Raw genomic sequence first — 20,407 nt, 5'->3', positions numbered from 1 at the left:
AAACGCCAGATGGTGTTATCTAGGAGTTATGAACGCACAGGTTTTCGCCCCCGCAGTCGTCGATGCGGTGCTCGCACACATGAACGGCGACCACCCGGATGACAACGTGCTCATCGTCCGTGCGTTCCACGACGATGCGGCGACGGACGTCGTGATGACGGCGCTCGACGGGGATGGCGGCACGTGGACGTGGACCGTCGACGGGACGCCGAAGACAGGCGATGTCGCGTGGCCAGCTGGCGCGATCACGGAACGCGCGGAGATCCGTCGTGAGATCGTCGCCCTGTACGACGCGGCCTGCGCACGACTCGGCGTGGAGCCGCGCCCGCACGCCTGACCGCCCGCCGTCGGATCGCCGACGAATCACCGAATCGACCAAACCACTCCCCGCTCGCCTCCGAACACTCTTGTGAACACGGCACATGCCGTCGTCGAGCAAGGAGGCAGCATCATGCGTCAATCACCCAACCGTCTGCTGGCGACCATCTTCGGAGCCGTGTACGTGCTCGTCGGTCTCCTCGGATTCGCCGTCACGGGCGGCGTCCAGTTCATCGCAACGCAGGGCGGTCTGCTCCTCGGCATCTTCGAGGTCAACCCGCTGCACAACATCGCGCACGTGCTCATCGGGGCTGCGCTGCTCATTGCGGGCGTCTCGAACGTCCAGGCAGCGAAGACCGTCAACACCGTGGTCGGTGCCGTCTACCTGTTGCTGGGTGTCGTTGGATTCTTCATCGTCGGTTCGGCGCTGAACATCCTGGCCCTCAACACGGCCGACCACTTCCTGCACCTGGCCAGTGCAGTCGTTCTGCTGGGAGTCGGTCTCGCAGCGGACAAGCAGGCTAGAGCCGTCACGGCCTAGCCAGGGGGCGCCCGGGGGTCGGTTCACGACGCCGGCCCCCGGGCATCAATCCCACGCGCGACGCCTGGACCGGTGGTCCCTGAGCCGAACCCGGCCCCAAAGCGCTACCCGGTCCCTGAGCACTACCTCGGCCCCAAAGCGCTACCCGGTCCCTGAGCCTGTCGAAGGGCAGTCCTCATCACAACCACGAGCGGAGCACCCCATGACGACATCACTCGGCAACATCCTGCTCGCCTTCGCATCGCTCGGCGCCGGCCTCGTCTACACGGCGGTCGGGGCAGGGTCCGCCCCGGTGTCCGCGACCGTGCTCGTCGCAATCGGCCTGGCATCGATGGCGTGGGCGATCCTCGTCCTCGTCCGCGACCGCGTCCCGGCCCCGAGAACGTCGCTCACCGCATCGATCGCCGCGATCCTCGCGTGGGTCGCCCTCGCCGGCCTCTCCTCGATCTTCCCCGAAGCGGTCGGCGGGCTCCCGCTCGTCCCGCTCCTCGCATCGACCGTCATGCTGCTCTACGTGTCGATCGTCCTCGCCGTTCGTTTCCGCGCAACACAGGCGGCAGCCGCAACTACAACCGCGACTACAACCGCGACCGCGACCGTCGATGCAACCGTGGCTGAACCACCATCCGAGCCGACCACCACCCGCCGCACCCCTGCAGGCCGCTTCCTCGTCGGCGTCGCCGCGGGCGGCTTCATCGTCGCGGCGCTCACCACTCCAGCGCTCGCCCTCACCAACGCCGGCGAACACGCCGTCCCGCATGGCACGCACGGCTTCTCTCAGCACGCCGGTCACTGACCGCGCCCCAAACCGTCCCTGGACCCTTTCGCAGAACGGGACGACCGCGGGCACCACCGTTCTCTTGGTGGTGCCCGCTTTTCCGTCCTCCTGAGGTCACTCACCGGCGGACGAACGGCGTCCCTTCGCCGTCTCATCGCCACCTCTGGGGTGATGCGCAGGAAATTCCCCGTGAGAATCACCGAAAACTGGCTAGACTAAGGCAACCCTAACCACAAGGCATCATCCCGCCGATCACCACGGAGTCCGACATGAGCAACGTGATCCCCTTCTCACAGGCCCTGCGCGAGCGCACTTCGTCCGGCCACTCGTCCAGCGAGGGCGCCGACTTCATGAGTGATCTGATGACGGGCAAGGGCACCAAAGAGGACTACGTCGCGCTCGTCGCGCAGCACTTCTTCATCTACGAAGCCCTCGAGGCGGCAGCGGACCGCATGCGCAAGGATGCCATCGCGGCACCGTTCATCAGCGACAAGCTCACCCGTCTCCCCGCCATCGAGCAGGATCTCGAGTTCCTCATCGGCGCAGACTTCCGCGACCACATCTCGCCGCTCCCCACCACGCAGCGCTACGTGGCCCGCATCAACGAGGTCGGCGCCGTCTGGGCCGGTGGATTCGTCGCCCACCACTACACGCGCTACCTCGGCGATCTGTCGGGCGGCCAGATCATCCGCACGCTCATGCAGCGCCAGTTCGGCTTCGACACGAACGGCGTCGGCTTCTACCTCTTCGGCGACATCGCCAAGCCCAAGGAGTTCAAGGACGTCTACCGCGAGCAACTCGACTCGGTCCCCTGGGACGAAGCCGAGCAGGCGCGTGTGATCGATGAGGTCATGGTCGCGTACCGCTTCAACACGGACCTGTTCCGCGACCTGGCCGATGCGAAGGCCGGAGGGTCCTCGACCGTCGTCGCCTGACAGCACCCGGACACCTCACCTCCCGGCCCGTGACCTGCCACCTCGGCGGATCACGGGCCGTTCTGCGTCTCCCCCCACACGCGTAACTCCTTCGATCCGCACCGGCCGGTCGCGCCGAACCCCGGAATTCCGGGGTTCGGCGCGGCCGGCATGTCGCAATCGAAGGAGTTGTGCGCGACGGCGGCGCGATGCTCAGACCGAGGTGTCCGATCCGGCGCGGTCGGCGGCCGATGACGCCCCACGCTTCGAGAGGCGCTTGCCCGCGATGAGCGCGCCACCCGCGGCGAGCGCTGCAGCCGCGGCAGCCACGAAGCCGCCCGCATTCACGCCGGTCGAGGCGAGGTCCTTGCCGCCCTTGCCGCCGGCAGGCGCACCCGCACCCGTGCCCGCACCAGCGCCAGGTGAAGGCGTCGGCGTCACCACGCCTCGCGCGTTCACCGTCACCACCCGATCGACCGATGCGGCGTTCCCGGCGGCATCCGACACCGAGTAGGTGAGCGTCGTCTTCCCGGCCTTCGACGGGTCGACCGCCCCTGCCACCGTGATCTTCGACGTCAGGTCGCCGTCGCGGGCATCGGCGGCAGTCACACCGGCCATCGGGTCGAACGCGTCACCGACCGTGAGCGTCGTCGATGCGGGGGCGGTGATGACGGGAGCGACCGTGTCAGGCTTCTCCAGACGCACCTCGTCGACGACGGTCAGGTCGGACACGCGGTACGTCGTGAGGGTGATGGCATCGTCCGTCACCTGCACGTTCGTCATGTTCGGGATGTGCTCCTGGTTCTCCACGTCGGCCCAGAAGAAGTCCTGACCCTCCTGGATCTCGTAGAACTTGCTGCCGCTCGACGAGTTCGCCGTCAGGTACAGGACGTCGCCGTCCTTCGGGACGACCGTGCCCTTCGCTTGCTGCGCGACGCTCTGGTTGCCGTTCATCAGGTACGAACGCGTGTAGACGTGGTCGTGGCCCATGACCACGAGGTCGACGCCGATCTCGCTGAATCCGGCGGGGAAGACGCCGCGACGCTCGATGATGTCCGCATCGGTCGCGTGCGAGGCGACGCTGAAGATCGAGTGGTGGAAGTGCACGACGATCCACTTCTTGCCTGCGCCCTGCTCCGTGACGATCTTCGCCACGTACTCGACGTGCCTCGCGTTCTCGCGGTTGTTCGAGTTGAAGGAGATGAAGAGGACGTCGTTGTAGACGAACCAGTAGTTGCCGCCCGACTGACCCGCGTTGCCCTGGCCGAACGTCTCGTCGATGTTCGGCATGTTGAAGTGCTGACGGTAGGCGAGGCTCGCGACGTCGTGGTTGCCGATGTTGGTGATGAGCGGTGTCTTCGTCAGCTGCTTCGGTGCGAGGAAACCCGCGTACTGGGTCTCGTTGGCGGCGGAGTCGACCTGGTCGCCGACCGAGAGGACGAAGCGGCTCTCCGGGAGGAGCGTCTCCGCTTTCTGCAGCGTCGTCGCCCAGCCCGCGGCATCGTTCGTCGCATTGCCGGAGGCGCCGATCTGCGAGTCGCCGATGAGGAGGAAGCTGAAGTCGCCCGTGAACGCGCGCGTGGAGAAGGAGAAGGTGTCCGACCAGACGCCCTCGGCGCTGCCGACGCGGTAGCTGTAGGCGGTGTCCGGTGCGAGGCCCGTGAGCGTCGCGTGGCGGTACTCCTGGCCGTCCGTCGACTTCGCGCCCGACGCCGGGAACGAGGTCGCGGTGTCGAACGAGCCGCCGGCCGTCATCAGCTGCGCGACCTCGGCGATGCCGGACGTCGTGTACCAGGCGAGGTTCAGCTGGGTGACGTCCGCACCGATGTTGAGCACGACGTCGGAGACCTGCGCGGCGACCGAGGTGGTCGTCGCGGTCAGGCTCGTGAGGTCGAAGTAGATGTCGGAGCTGCCGGCGTCGCCCTGGTACAGCGCGACGGCGACGGTGTTCGTCCCCTCGCGGAGCAGCGTCTTCGCCACCGTGAACGCGGCCACCTGCGGGTCGCTCACCGATGTGCCGGAGAACTGGAGGTTCTTCGTGGGGTCGATCGCGGCATCGGAGAAACCGGCCGCCTTCTGCCCGTTGACGTAGATCGTGAACGCGTCGTCGTACACCGCGGACCCGCTGAGCGCCTGCACCTGGGCGAGCTGCTGGGCAGTGAGCTCGAAGGTGGTGCGGAAGAAGTACGTGGGGATGTCCTCACTCGTGCTGCCCGCGACGTACTGCGTGAGGAGGGTGTTGATCGCGTAGCCGCCGCCCATGCCGGTGGCGAGGCCCCGCTTGGCGCCGAAGCCGCCCTTGCCGCTCTTCCAGGAGGCGTCGTCGTAGCCGGCCTTCGCCCACACGAGGAGGTCGGCGTTGCCCGCTGCGGGGTCGGCGTTCGCGTCGGAGTAGCGCCAGGTCGTCGTCGCAGTGCTGAGGAGCGGGATCGCCGTCGCTTCAGCAGCCTGGGCGATGTTCCGGCCGAACGGGTCGGAGAGCACGACGGCACTCGCTGCGGCGGCGGAGCCGAGCAGGACGAGCGCCTGGCGACGGGTGAACGAACCGGGGGCGTCGGATGACGGGGTCACAACATTCCTTCTGTCTGGGGATGGTGTGGCCCGGACGACGCAGAGCCACGCGATGCCGCCGCGAGCGCCCTGTCCGGCGCCGGTCGGCCTCAACGAGGGTCGCCGATCCAGTGAACTCGGAACCGACGTCCGGATGAACGTCCGGCGACCTCCGCGTGAACCCCGCCCTCGCAGCCCGCGAGGTGTCACGTATGGCTCGTCCGGCACACCCGCAACGAGCCATTTGCGAACCCTCGCGAGCCGAGAAGGACGGGAGTAGGGTCTCGGCATGGATGTCGTACTGGTTCCCGGATTCTGGTTGGACGCGTCGTCATGGGACCGCGTCAGGCCGGCGATCGAGGCGGCCGGTCACCGCGTGCACGCCGTGACCCTGCCCGGGTTGGAATCCGTCGACGCCGATCGCACCGACATCGGTCTCCGTGATCACATCGATGCCGTCATCCGTCTCGTCGACGAGATCGGAGCACCCGTGGTCCTCGTCGGCCACTCGGGCGGTGCGCCGGTCATCCAGGGAGCGATCGATGCTCGGCCGGATCGCGTCGTCCGCGGCGTCTACGTCGACAGCGTGCCGGTACCGGAGGGCGGGGTCGTCAACAACGAGCTGCCCGTCGTCGACGGCGAGATCCCGCTGCCCGACTGGAGCGAGTTCCCCGACGAGGACCTCGTCGACCTGAGCGATGACATCCGCACCGAGTTCCGCGCCCGCGCCATCCCTCAGCCTCGCGGAGCCGCGTTCGACCAGCAGCACCTGCACGACGATCGCCGCTACGACGTCCCCGTCACCGTCATCGCGTGCGAATTCCCCTCGGCCATGATGCTCGAGTGGATCGCCGCGGAGTACGCGGAGGTGGCGGAGCTCGGTCAGGTCCGGCACGTCGACTACATCGACCTGCCCACAGGGCACTGGCCGCAGTTCACCCGGCCGGTCGCGCTCGGCGCAGCCATCCTCGCCGCCGTCCAGACCCCTGCCCCGTAGCTCGCGAGGTGTCACATATGGCTAGTCCCGGGCATCCAGACTAGCCATATGTGACACCTCGCGAGCCGGAAGGGCGGCAGGGCGCTAGCGCTCGCGCATGAAGCGCTCGACGTCGGTGTCGACGATGATGTCGCTCGGACGCAACGGCCGTGACAGGTACAGGCCGTCGAGGGTAGAGATGCGGCTGAGCGCGACGTAACTCTGCCCGGGACTGAACGCGCGCGTGCCGAGGTCGACGATCGCTCGCTCGTACGTCTTCCCCTGCGATTTGTGGATGGTGACGGCCCACGCCAATCGCAACGGGAACTGGGTGAACTCGGCGACGATGTCGCGCTTCAGCTGCTTGGTGGCCGACGAGTACGAGTACTTGTGCTTCTCCCACGTGGCGGGTTCGACCTCGAAGAGCTCCCCGTCGACGTCCACCCAGACGGTCGAATCGATCTTCACGACCGTCCCCAGCGTCCCGTTCACCCACCGCTGTTCGCTGTCGTTGCGGAGGAACATCACCTGCGCGCCCACTTTGAGGTCGAGCGCTTCGTCGGCGGGGAACGCACGCCCGCCGAAGTCGCCGGAGACCTCCGCTTTAGCGGTGAGGACCTTCCCGCCCAGTTTCGCGAGGGCGGCGGCGTTGATCCGGTTGACGGTGTCATTGCGACTCGCGAGCGTGATGATGCCGTCGTCCGGAGGCGTCCGCGCGCCGGTCCCGTTGAGGCGGCCGGCCATCTCGGCGGTCACCTGGCCGTGCCGCACACCGTTCAGCAGGTACTTGAACTCGGCTTCGTGCTGCCGGTGGATCTCGGTGAGCTCGATGATGCGCAGCGGCACCTCCTGCCAGATCTTCGCGTCGAAGAACCAGAAGGAGCGGTAGGTGTCCTTGATGTAGGCGCGCTCGTCCGGGCTGCCGGGAACGGGGGCGAGCTGGTACGGATCGCCGAACAGCACGACCTGCACGCCACCGAACGGGTCGTTGGGACGCTGCCGCGCCTGGCGGAGGCTGCGGTCCATCGCATCCATGAGGTCTGCGCTCACCATGGAGACCTCGTCCACGACGAGCGTGTCGATCGCGTTGAGCAGTTTGCGGGTCTGGTCGTTCTGCTCGATGGCGTGATCCGCGATGAGGCCGATCGGCAACCGGAAGAGGGAGTGGATCGTCTGCCCGCCCACGTTCAACGCAGCGACACCGGTGGGCGCGCAGATGACGAGCTGCTTCGACGTGTTCCACGCCAGATGGTTGAGGAGGGTGGACTTGCCCGTCCCGGCACGACCCGTGACGAACACGTGTTCCCTGGTGCCCTCGATGCGATCGAAGACCGCCTGCTGTTCGGCGGTGAGGGCTACGCTCATGAGTGGGATGGTCTCCTTGCGGATCGGCTCTCATATCTTACGCGGAAGCCTCCACCCTAGGATGGCTGGATGACCCATGTCGCGACGCGGGAAGAGCGCCACGAGGCGGAAAACGCCTCGGGGCGACGACCCGGGGCCTTGGCACGGGCGATCGTCCTGTGGCTGTGCGTCGCCGCGCTCCTCGTCTCGGCGGTCTTCGCCACGTGGGGCGCGCTGTCCCGCGAGGTCTACGGAGCGGGAGCGTTCGTCCGGGAGTACCTCGATGCGCTGTCGGCGGGCGATGCCGCAGCGGCGCTCGCGCTTCCCGGAGTCAGCATCGACCGGGAGAAGTTGGCCGATGCCGGACTCCCCGCCGGCAGTTCCGACGCGCTCCTCCGCAAGGAGGCGCTGGGGAAGCTCACCGACGTCCGGTTCGTGTCCGACGTCGCCGAGTCCGACGGGTCGCGCAGCATCACGTTCGAGTACGTCTCCGGCGGCAAGCAGGGCCGCAGCACGTTCTCGGTGTCGAGCGCCGAAGCGACGTTCGGGCTCTTCCCCTCGTGGCGGTTCGAGCGGAGTCCGCTCAGCAGCGTCTCGCTGACGGTCGTGCACTCGACGTCGTTCCGCGCGAACGGCTTCGAGCTGGACACCCGGCAGGTCGCGCCGACGGATCAGGCGGCGGCGTTCACGAACACGGTGTCGTTGCTCACCTTCACCCCGTCGACGATCGATTTCGATCTCGACACGACGATGCTGCGCGCACCGGTGCAGACGGCACGCGCGACCGACCCGCGATCCGTGGTGACGGCATCGGTCGACACGACACCGACGAAGGCGTTCGTGACGGAGGTGCAGACGCAGCTGAACAGCTACCTGGACGAGTGCGCGACGCAGGTCGTCCTGCAGCCGACGGGGTGCCCGTTCGGGCAGTTCCTCCGCGACCGGGTGAAGACCACACCCGCGTGGTCGATGGTGACGTACCCGACGGTGCAGATCCAGCCGGGCGAGACGACGTGGGTCATGCCGGCGACGGTCGGCACCGCGCATCTCGTGGTCGACGTGCAGTCGCTGTTCGACGGTGAGGTGACGACGCTCGACGAGGACGTCCCGTTCACGCTCTCCGCGTTCGTGACGGTCCGCGAGGACGGCTCCCTCTACATCGACCTGCGCTGACCCAACCGCTGCCTGCCCCGATGCCCCGGCTCGTCGCCCTGCCCCTCGTCCCCTGGTGGTTGCACAATTCAGGAACATCTGCACAATTCAGGATGATCTCGGGCGCCGCGCCGGGCGATTGTCCTGAATTGTGAAAATCGTCCTGAATTGTGAAACCCCGGTGGGTGAGCGGCAGGTGCGGGGTCGGCGAAGAGGCAGGTGCGGGGTCAGCCGCGGTCAGTCGTTGCTGCGGGCAGCCATGCGGGCGAGCCGCTCGTTGTACTCGTTGAGCTCGGCGTCGTTCGTCCGGTCGGCGTTGCGGTCGAGGCGCTTGGCCTCCTTCTCGTCGTTCCGGCTCCACTGGATGGCGACGGCGATGGCCAACGCGACCGTCGGGATCTCGCCGACGCTCCACGCGATGCCGCCGCCGGTCTGCTGATCGCCGAGCGGCGTCTGCCCCCACGTGCGGCCCATCGCGCCGAACCAGTCGGCGAGGAACAGTCCCGTCGACGACATGATCGCGAGTCCGAAGAAGGCGTGGAACGCCATCGTCGCGAGGAGCACGAGCAGCCGCATCGGATACGACAGCCGCTTCGGGACCGGATCGATGCCGATGAGCGACTGCACGAACAGGTACCCGGTGATCGTGAAGTGGATGACCATCCACTCGTGCCCGATGTGGTCCGTCATCGACCAGCGGAACAGCGGCGTGTAATAGAACACCCACAGCGATCCGGCGAACAGCACGGCCGCGACGATGGGGTTCGCGATGACGCCTGCGAACTTCGAGTGCACCGCGAGGAGCACCCATTCGCGGCCGCCGCGGGAGCCGTCGTCGCGTTTCTTGACGGCGCGGGCGATGAGGGTCACGGGCGCACCGGGGACGAGCAGCACGGGCACGAGCATCGTGAGCCCCATGTGCCCCAGCATGTGCACGCTGAACAGATACGGCTGGTACGCGTTGATGCCGCCGCTCGTCAGGTACATGAGCACGAGGAGGCCGAGCACCCAGCTGATGGTGCGGAGGATGGACCAGGAGTCGCCGCGCTTGCGCAGCCGGTACACGCCGGCGAGGTAGAAGAAGATGCCGAACGCGCACGCGAGCACCCAGAGGAGGTCCATGTCCCACTGGGTGAAGTAGCGCTCGAAGGTCAGTTCCGGTGGGAGCGCTTCGCCTGTGAGGAGCTGGGCGGGCGTGGCTGCGACGGGAACCGCCTGGTCGACGGGCGGAGCCGTCTTCGCGAGCGCCGCTGCGGCACCGGAGGCGAGTCCCATGAACGCGAGTTCGAGGGCGACGAACCACCAGAACGGCTTCCGGGACGGCTTGAGGTTCGTCTCGAGCTTCCGGATGAGCACCCGTCGCTGTACCGCGCCGAACAGGCCGAGCGCGAGGAGCGCGAACACTTTGACGAGCACGAGGATGCCGTACGGCGAGCCGAGCCGGTCGAGCGAGCCGATGCGCAGTTCAGCGCTCACATACCCGGATGCGGCGACGACGACGAAGGAGATGAGGGCGACCGTCGAGTATCGGAGGAGCACGGGGACGATCCGGCCGTCGTCGAGGGTGCGGCGGATGAACACGATGGTGACGAGCCCGCCGAGCCAGATCGCGGCGAAGACGAGGTGCAGGCCGAGTGCTGTGACCGCGGCGTTGTGTCCGCTCGCTTCAGCGGAGTGGCCCTGTTGCGCCATCGGGAGCAGCGACAGCAGTGCGAGCCCGGTGACGAAGATGAGCACGGTCTGGTTGCGGACCGCGAAGCACAGCACGGTGACGGCGGCGGCGATGAGCGTGGTGTTGAGCCACGCCTGTCCGGCTTCGATGCTCGTGAAGAAGAGGCTGAGCTTGGCGCCGAACGCGTCGTCGAAGGCGAGCGGCACCTGTGTGACGTTGAGGAAGGTGAAGAACCCGGTGATGCCGGAGGCGACGGTGAACACGGCGGCAGATGCCGCAGCGACGTCGAGAGCCGCGCCGTACTCCTTCTGCTGCGGGCTGAGCGCCCAGCAGGAGAGGACGAGCGCACCGATGGTGCCTGCCGCGCTGATGTTGACGAGCAGCGTCGCGATGGGCAGTCCGTAGCGGACCACCGCACCGGGGTCACCGAGGAGTTGGGCGTTGGCTCCCCCGCCGAAGGCGAGTCCGGCGAGGAGGGAGGCCACCGCCACGAGCAGGAGCAGGGCTGGTCCTGCGAGGCGGGCGACACGATTCACGATCCCAGCCTACGCGGGTGCGCTGGGAGCTCCGTCCGCGACCGGTCCCGGGTTTTCGGCCCTACGCGCGGACGAGGAGGGTGGAAGAACCGTCCGCGAGTCGACGCACTTCGATGCGTTCACCGATCCGCTGCTTCATCTCTTCGACGTGGCTCACGACGCCGACGACCCGGCCGCCGGCGGACAGGCGTCCGAGCTCCGCCATGACCGTGTCGAGCGTCTCGGGGTCGAGGCTGCCGAAGCCCTCGTCGACGAAGAGTGTGCCGAGTTCGACGCCGCCGGCTTCGCCCGTCACGACGTCCGCGAGACCGAGTGCCAGGCAGAGCGATGCGTAGAACGTTTCGCCGCCGGAGAGCGATTTCGGATCCCGGCGAGTGTCGGTCCGATGGTCGTGGACGGTCAGGGAGAGGCCGATGCGCTGTGCCCTGGACGCGCCTTCCTTGACGTCACTGCGGACGAGTTCGTACCGGCCGCCCGACATCGCCTCGAGGCGGGCGTTGGCCGCGGCGACGACGTCCTCGAAGCGGCGGAGGAGGACGTAGGTGCCGAGCGTGATCCGCTTGACGTTGTCCGCGCCGGTCGCGGAGACCACGTCAGCGAGCCGGATGACCTCTGCGGCGTCGCGCACGGCTTCCGCGTTCTCCGCGATGGCGTCGTCGAGGTCGGACTGGGCCGCTTCGGCCTGGTCGGCGCGTCGCTTGGCAACCGCTGCCTCATCGGCGACGATGCGTGCCGTCTCGCGCACCTGGGCGAGCCGCTGTTCCGCAGCATCGAGGTCGATGACCTCATGACCGGTCAGCTCCCTGATCTCCGGGGAGGCCAGTCCGTCCGTGACCTGTTGAGCCCGCCGATGGTGCTCGGCGATCGCCGCCTCGTGCCTGGCCCGGTCGCCGCTCTCCAGGACGGCCGCTTCAGCTGCTTCGAGGTCTGCGAACCCTGCCGCTTCGAGCGCCGATACGAGTTCCGCCTGCCGTTCTGCGAGTCGTGCCGCGCGGTCCACAACGGCCGCGTGGGCTGCGGCGAGCGCCACGATTCGCTCCCGTTCCTGCGCCAGTCGATTGTCGAGTTCTTCCAAGGTGTCGCCGAGCTCGCCGAGGGCGGCCGCGATGTCCGCACGCGCGGCCGCGACGGCCTCCCGTTCACCCTTCCGCCGTTCGGTCAGCGTCGCGAGGGTCGGGGTGAGCTCGGCGCGTTCGGCGGCGGCCGCGGCCGTCGCTGTTTCGATCGTCCGGAGCGTTTCCGCGCGTGTCTCCGCTGCAGCGAGCGCCTCCGCCGTCTCGCTCAGGCGCGTGATCGCCTGTTCCGCGGCATCGGTCGCTTCGTCCCGGAGGGCAGTGACATCGATGTCGGGGGTGCTCTCGATGTCGGGGGTGCTCTCGATGCCGGCGGCGGTTTCGGAGTCGACCGCGGCCGGGACATCCCCGGCCGCCGCGACCAGCTCGCTCACCAGCACGGCCCGTTCGGCGAGGATCGCTTCGTGAGCGCCCCGAGCGCTCCGCACGCGTTCCTCGGCGGTCTCACGGGCGGAGGCCGCCTCCTCGATCGAGTGCTCGGAGGGATGCTCTCCGGACAGCGACGCCGGCGCAGGGTGCGAAGCGGACCCGCAGACGGGGCAGGGTTCGTCGTCCTGCAGGGCGGCGGCGAGTTCTCCGGCCATCCCGTCGATCCGTTGGCGGCGCAACGCCGCTTCTGCATCGACGGAGGCTTTCGCCCGGGAGACGGCGGAGCCGAGCGCGTCGGCGGTGGCCGCTCGTCGTTCATCGAGGGCGTCGATGCGATCGAGGACGGCGATGCGGGCCCGCACGTTCTCGGCGGCGAGGCGGGCGGCTGCGACTCCGGTCCGGCACTCTTCCACCGTGCTCGTGCCATCGCCGAGCTCCTTCCGCTGAGCCGCACGCGCGGCATCGTCGGCCGAGAGTGCTGCCAGGCGCCGCTCGGTGTCGTCGATGCGTCTTCCGAGCGACGCGATCTCCGCCTCACGGCCGGCGAGCGAGCGTTCGAGGGTGATGCGGGCGGCGAGGCCGACGCGTTCGGCGGTGATGGTCTCGCGGCGTTCGGCGAGCTCGTCGAGGCTGAGCCCCGCCGTCTCGGATCCCGCGTCGGCGAGTGCCGCGACGAGAGCAGTGTCCGCCCGCTCGAGCCCGATCGTCGCGGCCCGCGCACCGGACGCCGACGACGTCACCGTGTCCGCCCGCTGCGCCGCGGCGACCTTCGCCGTGAGCTGTGTGATCCAGTCGTCGTCAACGGCCAGCTGCTCCTGCTTCGCGAGCAACGCGATGCGGCGCTCCAGGCGCTGCTGCAGCTGCACGGCTGCGTCTCTGGCCACACGGGCGTCGTCGAGCTCCGCGGCGGCTGCGGCCGCAGCCGCACGCTCGGAGCGCGAGCGGAGGACGTGGACGATCGCGGCGGCATCGGCCTCCAGCGTCGGCGAATCCGGCTCCAGGCGGCTGGCGAGGATGTCGTCCTCTCGCGCGCGTTCGACGAGCGCCTCCGAGGCTGTGGCAGTGGCAGCGTCCACGGTGACGACGGCGGCATCGTCGGCCGCTGCCCCACCCAGGTCATCGGGTCCATCCGCACCCGGAGCCTCGGTCGCATCCGCCGGCCCTCCTTCGAGAGCAGCAACCGCAGTAGCTCCAGCCGCATCGGCATCGGCATCGGCAGCACCAGCACCAGCATCGGCATCGGCATCGGCATCGGCATCGGCATCGGCATCGGCACGACCCTCCACCCGCGCCCGGACCTCCGCGAGCTGTGCTGCTCCGCTGAACCGCGCGACCGCCTCTCCGAGCGTCCGTTCGGCAGCCGCGACCTCTCGCCTGGCGTCCTGGCGCAGCGCGACGAGGTGTTCGGCGAGTCGTTCGTAGTGCTCCGTGCCGAACAGGGATCGCAGCAGCGCGCTCCGGTCCTCGCCGTCGGCGGAGAGGAACTTCGCGAACTCGCCCTGCGGCAGCACGATCGTCTGCACGAACTGCGCGCGGGTGAGTCCGACGATCCGGGTGATCTCCGGCCCGATCTCCTGCGTGCGCGTGGAGAGCGTCTCCCCGGTCTCGGCGTCGGGATCGGTGAGTCGCATGAGGGTGGCGCTGGCCGGTTGGTCGGTGAAGCCGCCGCCGCGCTGCTTCGGGCGCCGGTGGGCCGGCGTCCGTCGTACCCGATAGACGCCGGATCCCGTCTCGAAGACGAGCTCGACGAACGGGACGACGCCTGGCGCCGCGTGATGCGAGTGCAGCCGGTCCTTGCTCGCGCCGGTTCCGGCGAGCTCCCCGTAGAGGCCGAACACGATGGCGTCGATGATGGTCGACTTGCCCGCGCCCGTGGGACCTTCCAGCAGGAACAGGCCCGCACGCCCGAGCTCGACGAAGTCGATCGCGTGCTCGCCCGCGTACGGCCCGATGGCCTGCAGGGTCAGGGAGTGGAGTCGCATCAGGCGCTCACCTCCGCGGCGAGGGCCGCTTCGTGGGCCGTCCTGATCAGTTCCGCCTGACGAGCGGTCGTCGGCGAACCCGTGACGAACTCGACGAACTCGGACGCGACCTCCACCGGGTCGGACACCGCGGTGACCGCACGCGCGACGCCCGTCTCCGCCCGGTTCGCGGGTGCGTGCAGCCACACGAGCAGGCCAGGGAAGCGTCCTCTCAGGGTCGCGTACAGTTCGGCCGGACGGATGTCATCGGTGACCGTCGCGCGCACCCAGGCATCGGTCGCGTCGTCGAAAGCACTGCCGAGGAGTTCCTCGAGCGTGCCGCTCACGTCGACGAGTCGCTTCGGCACAGGTGCGGGAAGGAGTTCGATCGTCGTCGATCCGTCTGCCGCCAGTTCGACGAGCACACTCGACTTCGCCTGGTTGCGTTCGGAGAAGGAGTAGGCGAGGGGTGACCCCGAGTAGCGCATCCGGTCCTCGACACCTGCGCGCCCCACTCGTTGCGCTCCATGGAGGTGACCGAGCGCGACGTAGTCGAACCCTTCGAAGACCTCCGAGGGGACGGCGTCGACCCCGCCGATCCTGATGTCGCGTTCACTGTCGCTCGAGGTGCCGCCGATGACGAATGCGTGCGCGGCGACGACTGCGCGGACGTTCCCCGCCTCCCGCCGTTCAGCGAGGTCGGCACGCACCCGGCCGAGCGCAGCGCCGACGACCGCTTCGTGGGAGCGCGCGAGCGGCGGCTCCCCCGGCAGGGCGAGCGTGCCGCGGGTGGTGTCCGGATCGAGGTACGGCAGCGGGTAGAACGCGACGTCGCCGTCGTCGTCCGCGACGATCACGGGCTCCTGCAGACGGTCGACTTCAGCACGGATGTGGATGCCGTCACGCAGCATCGACGCCCCGAAGCCGAGGCGGATGGCCGAGTCGTGGTTGCCCGGAGCGAGGATGACGGTCGCGTGTTCGGCGAGGCGGGTGAGCGCTGTGGAGAGCGCGGTGACGGCTTGCACGGGAGGGATCGCCCGGTCGTAGACGTCGCCGGCGACGAGGAGGACGTCCACTCGCCGTTCGACGACGACCTCGAGCAGGTGATCGAGGAACGCTTCTTGGTAGGGCAGCAGATCGACACCGTGCAGGGATCGGCCGAGGTGCCAGTCCGAGGTGTGGAGGATCCGCATGCGGCCATCGTATGCGGCCCCACCGACAGCGCCGGACCACCCCGCGGCGCACCCGGCAACCCGCGCGTTCGGAGGCCTCCTGGAAACGAACGAGGGGCACCACAGAACTGTGGTGCCCCTCGGGACGTGTATTCGAGAACCGACGAGCTCAGCTCGCGGTGCTCACTCCTTGCGGAGAGGAGACTACTTGACGGAAGCCTTGAGCTTCGAGCCAGCGGTGACCTTGACGCGCTTGCCGGCCGGGATCTGGATCTCGGCGCCGGTCTGCGGGTTGCGGCCGGTGCGAGCAGCGGTGTCGGTCTGCTCGAAGGAGATCCAACCCGGGATCGAAACCTTGCCACCCGTGGCGACGGTCTCAGCGACGGTCGAGAACAGGGCGTCGACGACGCCGCCGACGGTTGCCTGGCTCTGGCCGGTGGCGCTGGCGATTGCGGCGACGAGCTCAGTCTTGTTCAAATTTGCCATTGTGAGGGTCCTCCTCGGACGATGCTGCAGAATCACAGCTGTTTTGTTGGTATCGAAGGTGTCGCTTGATACGGCACCAACTGGTCTTTCTGACCGCCTTGAATGTACCAGCATTCCGCGAGATTCCGCGGATATGTAGGCTGTTCGCGGACATTCAGGCCCGCGTGTCGGCCAGATGACCCCTGTTTTCACGTTTCAGGCCGTTTTCGACCCGTTTCGGCGACTTTTCCGCGTGTTTCCGGGGAACCTGGCCACCCCCCTTGCGCTCGGCGCCAGCACCGTCCAGCTCGATGCCACCAACGCCACCTGGAGCCTTCTGTCGTTGATGCACTGAACTTGCCTGCGATCCGGTGTCGCGTTGGGTTCATGATTCCGACGAGCGCACGTTTCCGCCTTTCAGCGTTCGGGACAGCGAGATCGCTGTCGTTGCCGATCGCGCCCTTCCCGCGCCGCACCGTGAGCGACCATCGGCCCGCAGTAAGCACGGCAACACGAGCGACTCGAATCGAGTCTCAGTAACCCCTTCCCCGCAGACTTGGCGAGCGCTAACGTTACTTCATCATCTATCTATAGACCATTGGAGCTCTAAAGTTTATGTCTGCTACATTTGCAACTGCGCTGATCTTTGCCGCCGCCCTGGCGGCTCCCAACACATTGGCGAACGTGCCGCACGTGCACCAGTCTTATGCAGGTGGAGCGATCTGCACCGATGCCGACTACGCAGCCGGCCTTTGCCTTGCGGGCGCATGGCCGGAGGATGCACTCGATCCCCTCCCACATCTCATCCATCAGGCAATGGACCGAGGTGACGTCGCCCAAGCAAGGTCCTTTGTGCAAAATCGCGCACGGGGAGCACGGGATAGCACGCAGTCGACGCTCGAGAAGATCGTCGAGGATCCTGACGCCTGGCAGACAGCCTCAGGATCACGATGGGCCGGGGACGATGGATACATCGCAAATGCCTACCAACACGAAGTGAGCGACATCGTTGCATACGGAGTCTGTGGCGTCTCAATCGGAGGTCTCGACTGTGATTTTCAGGGATCTTACGCGTTGGAACTGCACTATTCGTTCTACTTCTACCCGGGTGTGACGCTAGACGGCTACCTCGGCTACGGCGGAGGAAAGCCCGTTCAGTTCACGGATGTCCAATGTCGAACCCGACTCGACGAGGATCCGTTTTTCGACACCACCGTCGCGACCTGGAACAACTGCGAGGACGTTGAAAGCTACGCACCGATCGCCTACGGTCAGAACATCTTCCCCCAAACCTGGCACCAGGGCGGGATCCCGGGGAGGACGTACCACATGGACTACACGGTCACCATCGACGCACCCTGCTGGCCGAACTCTGCCACGATGGTTTGGACCACTCATCCTTACAAGATCACTGGCGTGGGAAGCGCGTCCTTCAATTACTAGGCCGCTTGGGCTGGCGTAGCAGTGCGACGTGCGCCAGGTTCGCGTCGAGCTCAGCTCTGAGGCGCGCCTGCCGATACCCTGTCGCGAGGAGTTCGACGGTGGACGAGAGCAACACGTTGGCCGCCACTTCGGATATGCGTAGATCTCGCGCCAACGTCGTCACCGCTTCCTCACGGCTGTCGCAGGTACCGAGCGAGCGGAACGCCCCGATCAATTCAGGTCCTGCTCCGAGCACGGCCTGAAGAACTTCGTTTCGCAACACGAGACGCTCGATCTCCGCGCTGTCGTTCATCTGCCAGCCTCCTGCCATAAAGACGCCTCGATCCGTGAGCGTGTGGCGGTCGTAAAGTCCATCGAGCCGAAATCCCGCTGCGCAAAGCAAGCCTAGTATGCCAGATGTGCCTGTGGTCGGCCGTTGGAAGGGGTCAGTTTCGAGAGCGAGGAGGGAAGGACGCGGCCCAACGGGAGACTCCTGCCCGTCGCTCACTCCGAGGTTCGGGAACGTCAACCCTTGGGTGCTGGGGCGGGAGCACGCACGATGACACCGCTCCCGGCGGCGCGGGAGAGCGCGAGCGCCTCGAGCGTCGGGTAGAGGGTGAGGACGGCGATCGCGATGAACGCGAACTGATACGGGAGCAACGGCCCGCCGTGGACGGCATCGTCGACGGCGAAGCCGGAGGACAGCAGGATCGCACCGACGGCGACGCCGAACCCGCTCGCGACCTGCTGCAACGTCGAGTTGAGCGTGTTCGCGCCCGACATCTGCGACTGCTCGACATCGGCGAAGGTGATCGTGTTGTAGGCCGTGAAGCCCACCGACCGCGCGACGCCGCTGAGGAAGAGGAGCGCGGCCATCAGCACGATCGACGTCTCGGCGGTGAGGAATGCCATCGCCACCATGCACAGGGCTCCGACCGCGCCCGATGCGACGAGTAGCACCTTGAATCCGAAGGCGTGCAGCATCCACGTGGTCGCCGGCTTGATCGCCAGATTCCCCGCGAAGAGGAACAGGACGACGGCGCCGGCCTGCACGGGCGTCCACCCGAACGCATCCTGGAAGAGGAGCGGCAGGAGGAACGGAACGGCGCTGATCGTCAGCCGGTAGACGGACCCTCCCGCGTTCGCCAAGCGGAACGTCTCGACGCGCAGCATCCGCAGATCGACGAACGGATGCGGTGCACGCAGCAGGTGCCGGACGGCGAGTCCGAGGAGCGCCAGCCCGATCACCAGCGACACGATGAACGGCACCGCTGCGAATCCGACGCCCGACACGAGCGCCGACGCGTAGACGAGTGCAGCGAGCCCGGTGCAGGCGAGCGTGAGCCCCAGCCAGTCGAGTGGCGGGACCTCCGCTCCTGCCAGGTCCGGCACGATGCGGAGCGCGATCACGAACGCGATGACGCCGACGGGCACGTTGATCAGGAAGATCCAGTGCCACGACGCGTACGTGGTGATGAGGCCCCCGAGGAACGGGGCGATGATCGGAGCCGCGAGAGCCGGCCACGTCAGCAGCGCGATCGCCTGGATGAGCCGATGCTTCGGTGTGACGCGCAGCACGGTCAACCGCCCGACCGGCACCATGAGCGCACCGCCGACCCCCTGCAGCACCCGCATCGCCACGAGCATCGGCAGGCTCGAGCTCACCGCGCACAGAACAGAAGCGATCGTGAAGACCGCGATCGCCGCCGCGAACACTCGCCGCGCACCGAATCGCTCCGTGAGCCAGCCGCTCACGGGGATGAGCACGGCGACCGTCAGGAGGAACGCAGTGACAGCGAGCCCGACGGCCGTCGACTCGGTCGCGAAGTCACGTGCGATGCTCGGTGCCGCGGTGGTGAGGATCGTCCCGTCGAGGTTCTCCATGAAGAAGCACACGGCCACGAGGAGCGCGATTGCGCGTTGGCGTTGCACGTCCAGCGACGATCACCTGCTCACTCTCGGGATCCCGGGATCGGAAGAGCTCCGTCGGGATCCCTCCAGTATGCCGCCCTGCCCGTAAACGACCGAAGGGGATGTCCGTACAAGACGGACATCCCCTTCAGGATGAAACTGTGCTGTGTTCAGCTGTCGGAAGAACCGACCGCAGGAACAGTCGCGAGCGGTGAGTGACTACCAGCTCGACTTGGTGATGCCGGGCAGTTCGCCCTTGTGAGCCATGTCGCGGAAACGGACACGGCTGATGCCGAACTTGGTGAGGATACCCCGGGGGCGTCCGTCGACGGCGTCGCGGTTGCGGACGCGGATCGGCGATGCGTTGCGGGGAAGCTTCTGCAGGCCGAGGCGAGCTGCTTCACGCGACTCGTCGGTACCTGCGGGGTCCACGAGGGCCTTCTTCAGTTCGAGGCGCTTCGCGGCGTAGCGGTCAACGATCACCTTGCGCTGCTCGTTGCGGGCGATCTTGCTCTTCTTAGCCATGTTTAGCGCTCCTCTCGGAATTCAACGTGCTTGCGCACTACGGGGTCGTACTTCTTGAGTACGAGACGGTCGGGGTTGTTGCGACGGTTCTTCTTCGTCACGTAGGTGTACCCCGTGCCGGCCGTAGAACGAAGCTTGATGATCGGACGGACGTCCTGCTGCTTAGCCACTAGATCTTCACCCCACGAGCGAGAATGTCCTTGACGACGGATTCGATGCCACGTGCGTCGATCACCTTGATGCCCTTGGCGGACACCTTCAGGGTGACGTTACGACGAAGCGAAGGCACGAAGTAGGTCTTCCTCTGCACGTTCGGGTCGAAGCGGCGCTTCGTCCGACGGTGCGAGTGCGAGATGTTGTGTCCGAAGCCGGGAACGGCTCCAGTCACCTGGCACACTGCTGCCATAGTTGTTCTCCTTCATTACCGCAGGACGAGTGCCCTGCCCAAGATCTCTTGTCGGCATGCGCGTCCCCCGGATCTTGCTGGAGGGGGATGCGCGTACGGCGTGGACGATAGAGGACGCCCAGCCAAAGGTCAAGCTTATGCGCTCCACGACGGGAACGCAAGTCAGCTCGAGCTCTTTCACCTGATGAGGTGCTGTTTCGGATGTTGCTCTGTTAACGCGAAATGGCCACCCAAGAATCTTGGGTGGCCATCTCAACGAAGAAGTTCGGCGGTGTCCTACTCTCCCACAGGGTCCCCCCTGCAGTACCATCGGCGCAAAGAG

18 protein-coding genes are annotated in these 20,407 nt (G+C 67.2%); 7 read left to right on the top strand and 11 right to left on the bottom strand.

Translation table 11 applies throughout. From position 1 onward, the window contains the following. Positions 1-28 precede the first annotated feature (28 nt). From ACQ3HB_RS17660 to ACQ3HB_RS17645, 4 genes are all read left to right on the top strand, one after another. Positions 29-337 (top strand): DUF2470 domain-containing protein, encoded by a 309-nt coding sequence (locus ACQ3HB_RS17660; protein WP_430921807.1) that lies wholly within the window; start codon positions 29-31, stop codon positions 335-337. A gap of 114 nt (positions 338-451) precedes the next feature. Next, the gene (locus ACQ3HB_RS17655) at positions 452-859 is read left to right on the top strand and encodes a DUF4383 domain-containing protein (RefSeq protein ID WP_430921805.1); all 408 of its coding nucleotides are present in this window, start codon (positions 452-454) and stop codon (positions 857-859) included. Positions 860-1,061: 202 nt separating this feature from the next. Continuing rightward, a complete protein-coding gene (locus tag ACQ3HB_RS17650) occupies positions 1,062-1,655 on the top strand; it encodes a hypothetical protein (RefSeq protein ID WP_430921803.1) in 594 nt (197 codons plus the stop codon). 251 nt (positions 1,656-1,906) lie between these two features. Then, the gene (locus tag ACQ3HB_RS17645) at positions 1,907-2,572 is read left to right on the top strand and encodes a biliverdin-producing heme oxygenase (RefSeq protein WP_430921801.1); all 666 of its coding nucleotides are present in this window, start codon (positions 1,907-1,909) and stop codon (positions 2,570-2,572) included. Positions 2,573-2,764: 192 nt separating this feature from the next. On the opposite strand, the gene ACQ3HB_RS17640 is transcribed toward ACQ3HB_RS17645, so the two are convergent. Continuing rightward, positions 2,765-5,122, bottom strand: a complete 2,358-nt coding sequence (locus tag ACQ3HB_RS17640) for an immunoglobulin-like domain-containing protein (protein ID WP_430921799.1) — start codon at positions 5,120-5,122, stop codon at positions 2,765-2,767. A 268-nt stretch (positions 5,123-5,390) separates the two neighbouring features. Here ACQ3HB_RS17640 and ACQ3HB_RS17635 point away from each other — a divergent pair, with 268 nt between their 5' ends. Then, positions 5,391-6,098 (top strand): alpha/beta fold hydrolase, encoded by a 708-nt coding sequence (locus ACQ3HB_RS17635; protein WP_430921797.1) that lies wholly within the window; start codon positions 5,391-5,393, stop codon positions 6,096-6,098. An 84-nt stretch (positions 6,099-6,182) separates the two neighbouring features. On the opposite strand, the gene ACQ3HB_RS17630 is transcribed toward ACQ3HB_RS17635, so the two are convergent. Next, on the bottom strand, positions 6,183-7,442 hold the full coding sequence (locus tag ACQ3HB_RS17630) for an ATP-dependent DNA helicase (protein ID WP_430921795.1): 1,260 nt from the start codon (positions 7,440-7,442) through the stop codon (positions 6,183-6,185). A gap of 69 nt (positions 7,443-7,511) precedes the next feature. On the opposite strand from ACQ3HB_RS17630, the gene ACQ3HB_RS17625 reads away from it, so the two are divergent. Beyond that, positions 7,512-8,594: a hypothetical protein gene (locus ACQ3HB_RS17625; RefSeq protein ID WP_430921793.1), complete on the top strand. Its 1,083-nt coding sequence runs from the start codon at positions 7,512-7,514 to the stop codon at positions 8,592-8,594. Positions 8,595-8,810: 216 nt separating this feature from the next. Here ACQ3HB_RS17625 and ACQ3HB_RS17620 read toward each other — a convergent pair whose 3' ends face one another. From ACQ3HB_RS17620 to ACQ3HB_RS17605, 4 genes are all read right to left on the bottom strand, one after another. After that, on the bottom strand, positions 8,811-10,781 hold the full coding sequence (locus tag ACQ3HB_RS17620; protein WP_430921791.1) for a bifunctional copper resistance protein CopD/cytochrome c oxidase assembly protein: 1,971 nt from the start codon (positions 10,779-10,781) through the stop codon (positions 8,811-8,813). 61 nt (positions 10,782-10,842) lie between these two features. After that, positions 10,843-14,205: an AAA family ATPase gene (locus tag ACQ3HB_RS17615; RefSeq protein WP_430921789.1), complete on the bottom strand. Its 3,363-nt coding sequence runs from the start codon at positions 14,203-14,205 to the stop codon at positions 10,843-10,845. Next, on the bottom strand, positions 14,205-15,377 hold the full coding sequence (locus tag ACQ3HB_RS17610) for an exonuclease SbcCD subunit D (protein WP_430921787.1): 1,173 nt from the start codon (positions 15,375-15,377) through the stop codon (positions 14,205-14,207). Before ACQ3HB_RS17610 ends, ACQ3HB_RS17615 begins: the two co-directional genes overlap by 1 nt. A gap of 183 nt (positions 15,378-15,560) precedes the next feature. Continuing rightward, a complete protein-coding gene (locus ACQ3HB_RS17605) occupies positions 15,561-15,842 on the bottom strand; it encodes an HU family DNA-binding protein (protein ID WP_422781559.1) in 282 nt (93 codons plus the stop codon). A gap of 594 nt (positions 15,843-16,436) precedes the next feature. Here ACQ3HB_RS17605 and ACQ3HB_RS17600 point away from each other — a divergent pair. Then, positions 16,437-17,264 (top strand): hypothetical protein, encoded by an 828-nt coding sequence (locus ACQ3HB_RS17600; RefSeq protein WP_430921785.1) that lies wholly within the window; start codon positions 16,437-16,439, stop codon positions 17,262-17,264. On the opposite strand, the gene ACQ3HB_RS17595 is transcribed toward ACQ3HB_RS17600, so the two are convergent. From ACQ3HB_RS17595 to rpmB, 5 genes are all read right to left on the bottom strand, one after another. Next, the gene (locus ACQ3HB_RS17595) at positions 17,254-17,556 is read right to left on the bottom strand and encodes a hypothetical protein (RefSeq protein WP_430921784.1); all 303 of its coding nucleotides are present in this window, start codon (positions 17,554-17,556) and stop codon (positions 17,254-17,256) included. The genes ACQ3HB_RS17600 and ACQ3HB_RS17595 overlap by 11 nt on opposite strands. 212 nt (positions 17,557-17,768) lie before the next feature. Then, positions 17,769-19,175: an MFS transporter gene (locus ACQ3HB_RS17590; protein ID WP_430921783.1), complete on the bottom strand. Its 1,407-nt coding sequence runs from the start codon at positions 19,173-19,175 to the stop codon at positions 17,769-17,771. A gap of 198 nt (positions 19,176-19,373) precedes the next feature. Further along, positions 19,374-19,679: a 30S ribosomal protein S14 gene (rpsN, locus tag ACQ3HB_RS17585; protein ID WP_430921781.1), complete on the bottom strand. Its 306-nt coding sequence runs from the start codon at positions 19,677-19,679 to the stop codon at positions 19,374-19,376. A gap of 2 nt (positions 19,680-19,681) precedes the next feature. Continuing rightward, positions 19,682-19,849: a 50S ribosomal protein L33 gene (gene rpmG, locus ACQ3HB_RS17580; RefSeq protein ID WP_056010525.1), complete on the bottom strand. Its 168-nt coding sequence runs from the start codon at positions 19,847-19,849 to the stop codon at positions 19,682-19,684. Then, positions 19,849-20,085 (bottom strand): 50S ribosomal protein L28, encoded by a 237-nt coding sequence (gene rpmB, locus ACQ3HB_RS17575; RefSeq protein ID WP_430921779.1) that lies wholly within the window; start codon positions 20,083-20,085, stop codon positions 19,849-19,851. Before rpmB ends, rpmG begins: the two co-directional genes overlap by 1 nt. Positions 20,086-20,407: the final 322 nt, after the last annotated feature.

Source organism: Plantibacter lichenum (assembly GCF_050587525.1).
Taxonomy (GTDB): domain Bacteria; phylum Actinomycetota; class Actinomycetes; order Actinomycetales; family Microbacteriaceae; genus Plantibacter.
Note: the sequence above shows the minus strand (reverse complement) of the source record. Positions and strands in the feature narration are given on the sequence as shown.

What these genes read in the sequence shown, in the direction of transcription:
- ACQ3HB_RS17635 (WP_430921797.1), top strand. Translation starts at nt 5,391, where the DNA reads ATGGATGTCGTACTGGTTCCCGGATTCTGGTTGGACGCGTCGTCATGG.
- rpsN (WP_430921781.1), bottom strand. Translation starts at nt 19,679, where the DNA reads ATGGCTAAGAAGAGCAAGATCGCCCGCAACGAGCAGCGCAAGGTGATC.
- ACQ3HB_RS17625 (WP_430921793.1), top strand. Translation starts at nt 7,512, where the DNA reads ATGACCCATGTCGCGACGCGGGAAGAGCGCCACGAGGCGGAAAACGCC.
- ACQ3HB_RS17655 (WP_430921805.1), top strand. Translation starts at nt 452, where the DNA reads ATGCGTCAATCACCCAACCGTCTGCTGGCGACCATCTTCGGAGCCGTG.
- ACQ3HB_RS17615 (WP_430921789.1), bottom strand. Translation starts at nt 14,205, where the DNA reads ATGCGACTCCACTCCCTGACCCTGCAGGCCATCGGGCCGTACGCGGGC.
- ACQ3HB_RS17610 (WP_430921787.1), bottom strand. Translation starts at nt 15,377, where the DNA reads ATGCGGATCCTCCACACCTCGGACTGGCACCTCGGCCGATCCCTGCAC.
- ACQ3HB_RS17595 (WP_430921784.1), bottom strand. Translation starts at nt 17,556, where the DNA reads ATGAACGACAGCGCGGAGATCGAGCGTCTCGTGTTGCGAAACGAAGTT.
- ACQ3HB_RS17605 (WP_422781559.1), bottom strand. Translation starts at nt 15,842, where the DNA reads ATGGCAAATTTGAACAAGACTGAGCTCGTCGCCGCAATCGCCAGCGCC.
- ACQ3HB_RS17660 (WP_430921807.1), top strand. Translation starts at nt 29, where the DNA reads ATGAACGCACAGGTTTTCGCCCCCGCAGTCGTCGATGCGGTGCTCGCA.
- ACQ3HB_RS17650 (WP_430921803.1), top strand. Translation starts at nt 1,062, where the DNA reads ATGACGACATCACTCGGCAACATCCTGCTCGCCTTCGCATCGCTCGGC.
- ACQ3HB_RS17600 (WP_430921785.1), top strand. Translation starts at nt 16,437, where the DNA reads ATGTCTGCTACATTTGCAACTGCGCTGATCTTTGCCGCCGCCCTGGCG.
- ACQ3HB_RS17645 (WP_430921801.1), top strand. Translation starts at nt 1,907, where the DNA reads ATGAGCAACGTGATCCCCTTCTCACAGGCCCTGCGCGAGCGCACTTCG.
- rpmB (WP_430921779.1), bottom strand. Translation starts at nt 20,085, where the DNA reads ATGGCAGCAGTGTGCCAGGTGACTGGAGCCGTTCCCGGCTTCGGACAC.
- ACQ3HB_RS17630 (WP_430921795.1), bottom strand. Translation starts at nt 7,442, where the DNA reads ATGAGCGTAGCCCTCACCGCCGAACAGCAGGCGGTCTTCGATCGCATC.